Source organism: Betaproteobacteria bacterium, from assembly GCA_016791345.1.
Classification (GTDB): domain Bacteria; phylum Pseudomonadota; class Gammaproteobacteria; order Burkholderiales; family JAEUMW01; genus JAEUMW01.
On the sequence record JAEUMW010000230.1, the window covers coordinates 19,624 to 31,492 of the forward strand.

The 11,869-nt window shown below is 63.5% G+C and carries 10 protein-coding genes and 1 tRNA gene; 9 read left to right on the forward strand and 2 right to left on the reverse strand.

Annotation, left to right across the window (positions count from 1 at the left end; genetic code table 11):
- Window positions 1-105: 105 nt before the first annotated feature.
- On the forward strand, window positions 106-462 hold the full coding sequence (locus tag JNK68_09030; GenBank protein MBL8540503.1) for a hypothetical protein: 357 nt from the start codon (window positions 106-108) through the stop codon (window positions 460-462).
- Here the strand turns inward: JNK68_09030 and JNK68_09035 are convergent.
- Window positions 368-1,159, reverse strand: a complete 792-nt coding sequence (locus JNK68_09035; protein MBL8540504.1) for a heme-binding protein — start codon at window positions 1,157-1,159, stop codon at window positions 368-370. The genes JNK68_09030 and JNK68_09035 overlap by 95 nt on opposite strands.
- A gap of 717 nt (window positions 1,160-1,876) precedes the next feature.
- Between JNK68_09035 and JNK68_09040 the strand changes: the two genes are divergently transcribed.
- From JNK68_09040 to putA, 8 genes are all read left to right on the forward strand, one after another.
- On the forward strand, window positions 1,877-3,208 hold the full coding sequence (locus JNK68_09040; GenBank protein ID MBL8540505.1) for a phenylacetate--CoA ligase family protein: 1,332 nt from the start codon (window positions 1,877-1,879) through the stop codon (window positions 3,206-3,208).
- Window positions 3,209-3,573: 365 nt separating this feature from the next.
- Window positions 3,574-4,305, forward strand: coding sequence for a glycosyltransferase family 4 protein (locus tag JNK68_09045; GenBank protein MBL8540506.1), 732 nt, complete (start codon window positions 3,574-3,576; stop codon window positions 4,303-4,305).
- A 61-nt stretch (window positions 4,306-4,366) separates the two neighbouring features.
- The gene (locus JNK68_09050) at window positions 4,367-5,356 is read left to right on the forward strand and encodes a hypothetical protein (GenBank protein MBL8540507.1); all 990 of its coding nucleotides are present in this window, start codon (window positions 4,367-4,369) and stop codon (window positions 5,354-5,356) included.
- A 28-nt stretch (window positions 5,357-5,384) separates the two neighbouring features.
- Window positions 5,385-6,224, forward strand: coding sequence for an alpha/beta hydrolase (locus JNK68_09055; GenBank protein ID MBL8540508.1), 840 nt, complete (start codon window positions 5,385-5,387; stop codon window positions 6,222-6,224).
- Entirely contained in the window at window positions 6,221-6,541 is a 321-nt protein-coding gene (locus JNK68_09060; protein MBL8540509.1) for a heavy metal-binding domain-containing protein, read from the forward strand. Before JNK68_09055 ends, JNK68_09060 begins: the two co-directional genes overlap by 4 nt.
- 117 nt (window positions 6,542-6,658) lie before the next feature.
- Window positions 6,659-6,734 (forward strand) — tRNA-Arg (locus tag JNK68_09065).
- Between the two features lie 262 nt (window positions 6,735-6,996).
- Complete coding sequence (locus JNK68_09070; protein MBL8540510.1) at window positions 6,997-7,179, forward strand: hypothetical protein; 183 nt, start codon at window positions 6,997-6,999, stop codon at window positions 7,177-7,179.
- Between the two features lie 133 nt (window positions 7,180-7,312).
- Complete coding sequence (putA, locus tag JNK68_09075) at window positions 7,313-10,453, forward strand: bifunctional proline dehydrogenase/L-glutamate gamma-semialdehyde dehydrogenase PutA (GenBank protein ID MBL8540511.1); 3,141 nt, start codon at window positions 7,313-7,315, stop codon at window positions 10,451-10,453.
- On the opposite strand, the gene JNK68_09080 is transcribed toward putA, so the two are convergent.
- Window positions 10,450-11,802 (reverse strand): hypothetical protein, encoded by a 1,353-nt coding sequence (locus JNK68_09080; GenBank protein ID MBL8540512.1) that lies wholly within the window; start codon window positions 11,800-11,802, stop codon window positions 10,450-10,452. The genes putA and JNK68_09080 overlap by 4 nt on opposite strands.
- Window positions 11,803-11,869 lie beyond the last annotated feature (67 nt).

Genomic DNA, 11,869 nt, shown 5'->3' on the forward strand with positions numbered 1-11,869 from the left:
ATGGTAAGGGCTCCTCACCGAGATTGGCCGGCCGACGATATATCGGCTTGAGGGTGGACAGGATCGCCGTGCTGCTGGGCTCTGTCGCCGCACCGACCTCGCGGCATGCTCGTGAAGGTCGGCATGCGCACCGTACAGATGATCGGAGTGCCAACACGTCCTCTGCCGCAGGACGTCGACGCCGCGGTCATCGCCTTGAAGTCCCGCTCGAGTCCGGTTGCCGAGGCGGCATCCGACTCGCTGGCGGCACTGCGCTGGCTTGAGTCCGCCGGCTACCGCCAGGTTCTACTTCAAAGTACTGACACAAAGGGGCAAGGAGTGCTTGGCGCCATACGGAGCACCCCTCGCCGAACACACTATAATGAGGCTAGCTCGCTGGCTTCCTCACTGCCGGAAGTGAACTGGGAGGCGCGGTATTCACGCACTCTGGATGACCCCAGCCGCTCTTGCTTTTCCCGATGACCGTGTAGCTCGACGCCGGCGTAATGTCGTAGACGATGTTGTCCGGGCGGTTGGGATCACCGCTGACGCCGCCGGGCACATAATCCAGCTGGAGGGCTTGGCGTGCACGCCAGGCCACCATGTGATCTTCGCACGACGTATCGCCGCTGACCCCGATCGCCCCGACCAGTTTTCCGCTGCTGTTGTAGAGGGCGAGCCCTCCGCCGAAGACATTCACCCCACCGATCTTGAAGCCGCGCAGCGGATCGCTCGCGGTCCCGTAATTCTTCGACGGCAGGCGGTACGCGTTCTGGGTATCGACCGGATTGCTGTGCTGGAGGCCGTACAGACTTCCACCCGGCTGGACTGCTGAATAGAGATTCGCGGTAGAAAGCGCCAGCTTCGGCAGGCTGAAGGCATTGGCGGTGTTGGCCTTCTGTGCCGAGATCACCCGACTGCCTGGCCACTGCTCGCCGCGCTCGTTGCCGGTAAACGCAACCTGGCAGACGATGCCATCGCGGTCGACGAGCGTCGCCCACATGTTCAAGCTGAAACCACCGACGGGTCCATTTAGGGCTGTCGTCAGCGCCCATCTGAGCGAACCCCACCCGGGCAGGCCTTGACAAGCGGGGCCGTCTCCGTGTGCCGAAGCGCCCGACGCCACCATCGATGACAATGCCAACGCTGCACTTACCACAACAGTCTTGGTCTCAGCCATTATTCGCTCCTCCATCTTGAATCGACGTTTCAGGGTCGCAGGCAGCCCCTGCCGCTGTAGCCAGGCTCGCGCAAAACCTCCCGTATTGTTAGGTTTTTCATTGTAGTGTCCTACAATGAAAATGTCACCGGCAAGTGCATTAGCTTCGGGGCCCCGCTGCAACGCAGCGGGGTTTCGCAACCCTCTGAGAACCTGGGCCAAGCGATTCCCCGCACGTCGGTGCGTCGTCATGGATTGCCGCGCACTGGATAGAATGCCGCCCGCACAACGCTGGACGGGATGTGCTCAAGACCGCGGTCTCGCGCAATGAGAATAGAGGGTGCCGAAAGCTGCCTGAAAGGCTGAAGCGGCGACAATGCTTCTGCGCCATCCACGGAACGAGTTGCCGCATGCGCCCTCGGGACGCTCAAGAGCAACAGCCAGCACGCCCCACCGGTACCCACTCGGTCGACACAAGCGTGCCTGTCACAACCCGACGAACAGATCTAGCGCATCGGCGGCGCTTCCGCGATCGGTCGACCGTTCATACCTGGCGTTTCTTGCAGCCCTGCCATCCCGGCCACAATGACCTGTTTGCGCTGCGGCAGGCAAGCCTTCGTCTGCTGGTTCGGCGCTTGCAGCACCGAGTAGAGAAGGCGCCCGTGAAAAGGGTGCCGTGGCTCGTCCTCGCGATCGCCTGAGATTATGTACGCCTCATCTTTTTATCGGCACAGCCCCGTGTGGGCCCAGGAAGCGCTGATATCGCTCCGTGCCTGGTCCCGTGCCCAGTTGCGCGAAGGCCGTACCTTCGAACGCCTGCGTGCCGAGATAGGCGTATCGCAGTGGTACGACCGGGAGGCAGTCGGACGCTACCGCATGGGCATGCTGTCGCGCATCCTGCGTCATGCCTACGCCAACTGCGATTTCTACCGCAAGCGCTTCCGCGATCAGGGACTCCGCCCCGGCGACATCCAGAGCGAAGCCGACCTCGCGCAACTTCCGCTTCTGGACAAGAATCAGGTGCGAACGTCCGGACGCGCCCTGCTTTCCTCGCTGGCGGGGAAACCACTGTTCGAGGGCGCGACCAGCGGTACCACAGGCTCTCCGCTAAAGATATTTCAGGACCTTCAAGCCATCAACCGGGAGAACGCGTTCATTCAGAGACAGCTGGATTGGGCGGGGCTTTCGCCGAGAAGTCGACGAGCCTGGCTGCGGGGCGACATGGTGACGCCGGTAATACAGGCCAAGCCGCCATTCTGGCGCCTGAGCCGGGCGGAGAACATGCTGCTGCTTTCCTCATATCACCTGTCCGAAGCCACCGCCCCTGCTTACCTGGACGCCCTCGCGAAGTTCAACCCGGTCGTGATTCAGACCTATCCCTCGTCTGTCGGCTTTCTCGCCAGTTGGCTGGAAGCCACGGGCCGATCGTACGGCGGCTCGGCGCTCCGCGGCATCGTCACCTCCTCCGAATCGCTCTCCGAGATCCAGCGTGCGCAGATCGAGCGCCGCTTCGGCTGCCGCGTATTCGACTGGTATGGCCAGTTCGAACGCGTGGCGGCCATCGGAACCTGCGAGCACGGCGCCTACCATGTGATGGCTGACTATTCGTTAGCCGAATTTCTGCCGGCCGGAGACGGCACCTATGAGGTCGTCGGCACCTCCTTCAACAACTTTGCGATGCCGCTGATCCGGTACCGGACCGGTGATTACGTCGAGATTCCTGAGGACAGCGCACCATGCCGCTGCGGTCGGAGCTTTCCGATCGTGCGTGCCATCCAGGGTCGCAACGACGACATCGTCAAACTGCCGGACGGCCGGCATATTGGCCGTCTCGACCACATCTTCAAGGGCGTGAACGGGGTCATCGAGGCACAGATTCGGCAAGAGGCACTCGATCGCATCGATATTCTCGTTGTCCCGGGTGCCGGTTACGGATCCACGGTGGAACGGCTGCTCATGCATAATGCCCGGGAGAGAATCGGCCACAACATAACCATCGCCGTTCGCACGTTGGACAACATACCCCGCACCCGAAACGGCAAATTCCGCGGCGTCGTATGCGAGGTCTGAACCCGCGCATTGTCATGCTCGGCACTTCGCTGGACACCCGTGGGGGCATCTCTTCGGTGGTCAGCGTATACGAGCAATACGGTCTATTCGAACGCTTTGGAATCCGGTACATCGCCACGCATTGCGATGGATCGGGAGTCCGGAAGCTCCGGTGCGCCCTCGGCGCAATGGCCGCCTACCTTCCCGCCCTCGTCCGCCGCCCTGCGCTCGTCCACATACACGTTGCCTCGCGCGCAAGCTTCTGGAGGAAGTCGCCCTTTTTCCTGCTGGCCTTTCTGTTCCGGGTTCCGGCAATACTCCACTTGCACGGGGCGGAGTTCGCCATCTTCTATGCAAAGGAGTGCGGGCCGCTGCGCAAGCGCTTCGTGAGTTTCGTGTTCGACCATTGCGCCAAGGTCATCGTATTGTCGGGCGCATGGAAAGCTTGGGCCGTCGGGATTTGTGCAAACCCCAATGTCGTTGCCATCTATAACCCGGTCCTGACACCCGGTGGATCGTCGCCGACAGCACGCGTCCCCGGAACGATTCTCTTCCTGGGGCGGCTGGGTCACCGCAAAGGAAGCTACGATCTCCTGGAAGCAGCCGCACGCATCGTTGCTCGCCGACCCGATTTGCGGCTGCTCCTCGGCGGCGATGGCCAACTCGAAGGCATACGCGCCCGCGCGGCAGAGCTCGGTATCTCCGACAGCGTCGAGTTGCTGGGCTGGGTGAGAGGCGAAGACAAGGATCGGCTCCTCGCAACGGCGGCACTCTACGTGCTGCCTTCCTACAACGAAGGGTTGCCGGTCAGCGTGCTCGAGGCCATGGCAGCCGGCCTGCCGATCGTGACCACGCCCGTCGGCGGCATTCCAGAGGCCATAACCGACGGCGTCGAAGGCTTTCTCGTTGCACCCGGCGACATAAACGCGCTGACGGACCGGCTTGAGCGCCTGCTTTGCGACACGCAGCTCGCTCGGCGAATGGGAGAAGCCGCCCGTCACCGGGTGGACGCAGCCTTTTCGGCCGGTGCCGTATTGCCTCAGATTGAAGCGCTGTACATGGAGATGGGACTCCCCGGCGCAGCTGTGCCGTCGCTCGCCAGCCAATCCACGCGCTGATGCCCGCCCCCGGCGGGCGCGGATTCTTTTGACTTCTTACGACTGATCGAGGAACGCGCACGTGAAACCGATCTGGTGTTGGTTTTTACTGCTCGCATGGACATCGAACACGGGCGTCGGCCTGGCAGCGAGTTCGATCCCAGGCGACGGTGCAACCCTGGGACCTTCAGATCCCCGCGTCGTCGCCTGGATCGATCCGGGCAAACCGCTCGATGCCTATCCCAAGGCTCGCCTTTCGCTGCAGGCTGGCCGCGACAGCGACGGAAAGAACGTCGAGCGCGATCTCACGCTGTTTGCGGACGCGGGTTATCGTGATCCGAACACGGGTGAACTTACCGTGGCCCGCACCGCCGACCCGGAACGTCCGGAAGGCAAGGCATTTCGCCACAAGATTCTCCAGGGCATGTCGTATCGGCAGGACTCCACCTATCAGTCGGCGCGCGCGTCGATCATGTCCGCGTGGGGCGCGAACTCTCCTTTCGTTCTGCACGACGATGTCCCGTATTGGGCGGCCTTCGCCCTGTACGTCGGCAAGGATCATCCACTCGACGGAAGCGGAGATCACCTGTCGATCCTGAGCCTCGGCCATTCGGTCAGCAGCAAGAATGTCCAGTCGATGAACAAGCTCGATCTGCGCAAGGATGGCAAACTGCGCTTCTGGGTCCAGTCAAACAGCGTCCTCGACGGAACGGACGCGAGCCGAAGCGGGAGCACGTTCGACATTCCCGTCCAGAAGGGAGTATGGAATTACTTCGTCATTCAGTGGAAGTACGAGTGGGACGAAGCCAGGGCCCCCTACACTCGAGTGTGGCAGGCGGTCGGCAACGCCGCACCAGCGCAAGTCGTGGACACCAGCATCCCGAACGCTTTCCGCGAAAGCGCGGGTTACCACCCATGGAAGTTCGGGCTGTACATGTGGGATGTCAACAAGGGGTGGGGTACGAGCCCGACGCGCACCCTCTACACCAAAGGTCTATACATCTTCAAGGACGCCCCCGGAACCCCGACCCTCGACGTCGCCATTCTGCTGTCGCTCCTGAGGTCGATCTGACCTCCTCAGCGTCCCGGGAACGCCGCCCATGACCGCCGCGTTCTCCGTGGCTGCGCTGCTCGTTGCACTCTTCTTCGGGTTGCGCTGGTACGAGCAACAGGCGATGTACCATCCGACTCACGAACTGGTTCGCACGCCGGCGGACGCGGCCCTTCCGTTCGAGGACGTTGCGATCGCGACCAGCGACGGCGAAACGCTCCACGGCTGGTGGGTGCCGTCCGATCGCGGCGACGCACCCGTGGTCCTTTTCTTCCACGGCAATGGCGGCAACGTTTCGCACCGGTTGGAAAAGCTTGCGGTGCTTCACGAACTCGGCGCCACGACGCTCATCATCGACTACCGCGGGTACGGCAGGAGCAGCGGCGCACCCAGTGAAGCAGGCATGTACCGCGATGCTCACGCAGCCTACAAATGGTTGCTGACCACCCGCGGTGTCCCCGCGGATCGCATTGTGGCCCACGGCGAGTCCCTCGGTGCCGCGGTGGCGGTGCACCTCGCCGCCGAAGCGAAGACTGCCGGCGTGGTTGTGGAGAGCGGATTCACTTCGGTACCGGATATCGCGCGACAGCGCTTTCCCGTTCTGCCCGTGCGGTGGGTTCTCAAACACGACTTCGACACACTCGGCAAAGTGCACCGTATCGTCTCACCCCTGCTGATTCTTCACAGCCGTGAAGACGAATTGTTCGACATGTCACACCCCGAACGACTGCTGGCCGCTGCGCAGTCGCGCAAGCACCTGGTCGAACTGCGTGGCGGCCACAATGACGCGTTCCTCGTGAGCCGCGATCAGTATCGCGGGGCGCTCGCAACTTTTCTCGCGGGCGTCGCTCCCACCACGGCTGCCGCCGGAAACAAGGAGCCGTCATGATCGTCACCACGACCCCCAGCATCGAAGGCCATCCCATCACGCGTTACCTCGGCATCGTGACCGGCGAGGCTATCGTCGGCGCCAACGTCTTCCGCGACCTCTTTGCACGCGTTCGCGATATCGTCGGCGGACGCGCAGGTGCGTACGAGCACACACTCGCCGACGCACGTCAAACGGCGCTCGACGAAATGATCGAAGCCGCCACCAAACTGGGCGCGACGGCGATAGTAGGTGTCGACTTCGACTACGAGGTGCTCGGCGCGGAAAACGGCATGCTCATGGTATCGGTAAGCGGAACTGCCGTGGTCGTGGGGTAGCGTGAGAAGTGCTACGACGCGACGCACCGGCACCTGGAGTCGGTGCGCGCCCCCTGACAGACCGCAGGCACCGCGTTATAGGTACCCTCGTCGCGATAAAGTAAAATTGCGACTCGCGCCCCGGTAGCTCAGTGGATAGAGCAACCCCCTCCTAAGGGGTAGGTCACACGTTCGATTCGTGTTCGGGGCGCCAGAAGGGCGTGACGTCACACCACATCCGTGCTGGACTGCCGGCTGAGACAGTAGCGCGGAAGCCTGGGCGCGTGGCCCGACGTGAAGCGTCGGACCGTCGACAGAATCGAGCCCGTCGGAGTTTGCGACGCTAAGCGGCAGCCATTCCATGCCGTCCGTATCGGCTCTCCGCCTTGCCCGTCCCACGGTTGCCCCTGTCGGCAGAGTATGCTGAAGCACCTGACTGCCTGGGGAGTATCGTGGATCACTTTGTCGCAGGTTGGATGCTTTGGGTCGCAACTGTCGGCTTTGGCGTCGTGCTCGCGGTTGCATGGATAGTTCTGCCGTTCGCGATGTTCGGCGTGAAGCCGTTGCTGCGCGAGTTGATCGCGGAAGCGAAGAAGACGAATGCCTTGCTCGAGCGTCGCGAGGCGGTCATCCGCAACGATGCAAAGTCGGACCGATGAGACGGACGGTCTTCCACCCTGGCTCCGCGCTTTGCCTTGGCGGGTGCCAATCCGTGTCCGTCCCCATGCCGGCTGACCCTCACACCCAGCCGCCGGCCATCGCCCGCGACGGCGCGGTTACGACTCGATCGTGATGCTTCCCGAGTTCCCCCCTGCCGATGCCCTTCGCGCGTCTTTCCTCGCGGACGAGACGCAGACCATTACGCAACTGCTGCCTTTGGCGGCACTGTCCGAGCAAGCGTCCGCTCGGGTTTCGGCGCGAGCCCGCGCGTGGGTGGAGGCAGTGCGTACGCGGCACGCGAGAGACGTCGGGATTGAGTCGTTCCTCCAGGAGTACGACCTGTCGACGCAGGAAGGTGTGCTCCTCATGTGCATCGCCGAGGCCTTGCTGCGTATTCCCGACAAGGCGACGGTCGATCGCCTGCTTCGCGACAAGCTCTCCCGCGGCGACTGGCGAAAACACCTCGAACCCGGTGGTTCCCTTCTCGTCAACGCGTCGACCTGGGGACTCATGCTCAGCGGCAAGCTGACACGCCTGGACAGCGACGCTGCTCGCGACCCCGTCGCCTGGTACGAGCGAATGGTGGCGCGGACCGGCGAGGCGGTCGTTCGTCTCGCCGTACGGCAGGCGATGAGGCTCATGGCCGAGCAGTTCGTGATGGGACGCAACATTGCAGAGGCGATCGAGCGCGGTCGCACTGCCGCTCATCGACGCACCCGCTATTCGTACGACATGCTCGGCGAGTCTGCGCTGACCGCTGGGGACGCGCAGCGCTACCTCGCTGCCTACGGCGAGGCGATCGCGGCCATTGCAGCAACGCGTTCACCCGATAGCGATGTCTTCGCGCAGCCGTCGCTTTCGGTCAAGCTCTCCGCTCTGCACCCTCGCTACGAACTGCCGCAAGGGCGCCGCGTTCTGGCGGAGCTCGTACCGGCCTTGCTCGAACTTGCGCGCGTCGCTGCAGGCAGTGGTATCGGTCTCACGCTGGATGCCGAGGAAGCCGAGCGCCTGGAACTCTCCCTCGAAATTTTCGCCCGCCTTCGCCGCGACCGCGCGCTCGACGGCTGGGACGGACTTGGACTCGCCGTGCAGGCTTATCAGAAGCGGGGGCTCGCGGTAGTCGATTGGCTGTGCACGCTGGCGAACGAAACTCGCCACAGGTTGCCCGTGCGACTCGTCAAGGGTGCCTATTGGGATACCGAGATCAAACGCGCTCAGGTGCAGGGTCTGGCCGGATATCCCGTGTTCACGCGCAAGGCCCACACCGATGTCGCCTATCTCGCCTGCGCTCGACGCATGGTGGCGGCACACGATCGACTCTACCCGATGTTCGCCACGCACAATGCGCATACCGCGTCGGCGATCATCGAATATGCCGCTGAGCACTCGCTGTCGGACGACCGCTTCGAGTTCCAGCGCCTTTACGGCATGGGCGAATCACTCTACGACGCCATCGGCACCCCCGACAATTCCGGCAGCGCCTGCCGCGTCTATGCCCCCGTCGGAAGCCACCAGGATTTGCTGCCATATCTGGTGCGACGGCTGCTGGAGAACGGTGCCAATACGTCGTTCGTTAACCGAATTGCAAATCCGGACGTGCCCATCGAGAACATAATCGCGGACCCGGTTGCACGCGTTCGCGCGCACGGTGCTCTGCCCAACGCAGTTCTCCCGCTGCCGCGCGATTTGTTCTGCCCGGAACGCACCAATTCGAGCGGAGCGAGCGTCGCGGACCAGATCGACGCGGCAAGGCTCGATGCGGCATTCGCCGCATATGCTGAAACCCGTTGGGACGCTGCCCCCTTGATCGGGGGCAAACGCATGGTGGGCCCCGAGCGCCCCGTGGTCGCAGCGGCGGACAGCAGGCACATCGTCGGTCGCGTGGTCGAGGCGACGGTGGAGCACGTCGAGGCTGCCCTGTCGCGCGCGCTGGCCGCGCAACCCTCGTGGGACGCCGAAACGGGAGCGCGGCGCGCCGAGATCCTCGACTGCGCAGCGGACCTGATCGAACACAACCGCGACGAACTCGTGGTGCTGCTGGCCCATGAGGCCGGCAAGACGCGCCCGGCCGCGATCGGCGAGGTCCGCGAAGCCGCCGACTTTTGTCGCTACTATGCGGCGAAGGCGCGTGAACACCTCGCGAATCGGCGAACGCTTCCATCACCCACCGGCGAATCGAATCAACTGACTTTGCACGGTCGCGGTGTATTCGTCTGCATCAGCCCGTGGAACTTCCCGCTGGCAATCTTCACCGGCCAGATTGCGGCAGCGCTCGCCGCCGGCAATGCGGTCATCGCAAAACCAGCGGAGCAGACACCACTCGTGGCATGCCGGGCGGTCGAACTCTTGCTGACGGCGGGTGTTCCACCGGACGCGCTGGCGTTTCTGCCAGGCAGCGGTTCGATCATCGGTACGGCGCTCGTCCGCGACCACCGTTGTGCGGGGGTTGCCTTCACGGGTTCCACGCAGGTCGCGCGCTCGATCAATGCCCTACTCGCTCAGCGCGAGGTCATTGTTCCCCTGATCGCAGAAACGGGAGGACAGAACGCGATGATCGCGGACAGTTCCGCTTTGCCCGAACAGGTCGCAAGCGATGCGCTCACTTCGGCTTTCGACAGCGCAGGTCAACGCTGCTCCGCGCTGCGGGTGCTCTTCGTGCAGGAGGAGATTGCGTCGCGCGTCCTCGATCTTCTCACGGGTGCAATGGACGAGCTTGCAGTCGGAGACCCCGCGTGCCTCTCGACGGACATCGGTCCGGTGATCGACGCGGAAGCGCACGGTACGCTCGAAGCTCACGTTGCAGCGATGGCGAGCCTCGACCGAGTGCGGCATCGCGTCGCCCTTCCCGATGCGTGCCGGTACGGCACCTTCGTCGCGCCAACGCTGATCGAGATACCGCACATGGAAGACCTGCGACGCGAGGTGTTTGGTCCGATACTGCACCTCATCCGTTACCGTGCGGATGCGCTGGATGCGGTCGTCGACAGCATCAATGCGACGGGCTTCGGCCTCACGCTCGGCATTCACAGTCGCATCGACCAGACCGTGAGCCGCATCGTCGCGCGAGCACGCGTCGGGAACATCTATGTCAATCGCAACATGATCGGTGCGGTGGTCGGGGTGCAGCCCTTTGGCGGGGAGGGTCTGTCGGGAACCGGCCCCAAGGCCGGCGGACCACACTATCTGCCGAGGTTTGCCGTCGAACGCACCCTGACTGTGAATACGGCGGCGGTCGGAGGAAACGCCGCACTGCTGTCCCAGGACGAGGCTTAACGTCGTGATCGCCAGGCGCGCTTGCCCATGCGGATGGCTTTTCTTGCCGCCAGCACGAGCCGGGTGGCACCTATCGGTTGGTTGATCGGCCACTCCAACAGCTCCGGCCACTCCCGTTCGATGATGTCCCGGGCAAGCCGTCCCGACTGCCGATAGGACAACGGGAGCGTGAGCATGTGTTCGACGACCCGACGGTGACAAAGCGGGAATATCGGGAAACCCGGATCGCACTCGGCGTAAGGCAGAATACCAGCCCAGCCCCCCATGTCCTGCTCGACGAAAAAAAAGTCGAGAATGCGCAGGGCATTGTTCGTCGGCAGGCTGTCGAGCCACGCACGAGCGCGAGCCAGCGGTTCGTCGTCGCGCGGGCAGATACAGATATCGATGAGTCTCTCCGGTGTGATGACGCTCGCTTCGGTGTCACCTTCACACCAATAGTAACCGCGTGCAATTTCACCGGCCTGACCGCCGATCACCGCGTGCCCTCCCGGCAGTTGCTTGTACATGGTGGCGCATTGCCGCCCACGTATCTCGCTCGTCGAATAGGCGATTCGGAACATCCACTCTTCGAGGTCCCGGTCCGTCGCCTCGACCATCGGCAGCGTCAGGTGCTTGAGATTGAAGCGCCGCGCGATGCGCCGCGCCGTGTCGCAGTCGACGGTGGCATTGCGATCGTCGATCGCCCGCGTGAAGAGCTCGAGCCGATCGGCGACTCGCCGTGCGCACGCCAAGAGCATGCGCGAGTCGAGCCCGGCCGTCAGCGGCAGATACGATGGCACCGCCGTTGCGATGGCCGCAATCTGCCGCTTCACGATGACCGCAATCTCCGCCACGGCCTTGTCGACATCCGGTGTTTCCGCCAAGGGTTCCCTCGGCCAGTGACGTACCGCCTGCCACTCGCCAAGGTCGAGAAAGTGATTCGGAAGAAGACGCTCGACGCCGTGTCGTGACGTCATTGCGAAGGGATACATGCCCTCGGTGTAGGGAATGCCGATGGCGAGTGCCAGTTCGAGTCGATCCCGTGTGCGCGAGTCGTAAGGGATCAGGTTCGACGTCGATGCGATGACGCGCTGGTGCGTGCAGTACACGGCGGACAGGGATCCGCACGGATCCAGGTAGACGCGTCGATGGCTGCCCTCGGCCAGAATGACGGCGAACCGTCCGCCGAAGGAATAGACGAACTCCTCGAAAGCGTCGACCGATACCATCGCCTGCGCCGTCACTCGCAGGACGGTTCCGCCATCGGCAAGGACGCCCGCTTCGCTGATGGGATACCCGAGCATCCAGCCGACCGGCCGATCGCCATCGGCCAGCAGGCGCATCACGGGCAGCCGCGGGTGCCAACCCATGCACCAGTCGCCGACGCGGTCCGACAGCCATGCCGGCGGCTGGAGCGATCGATCCTGGCTGAGAACG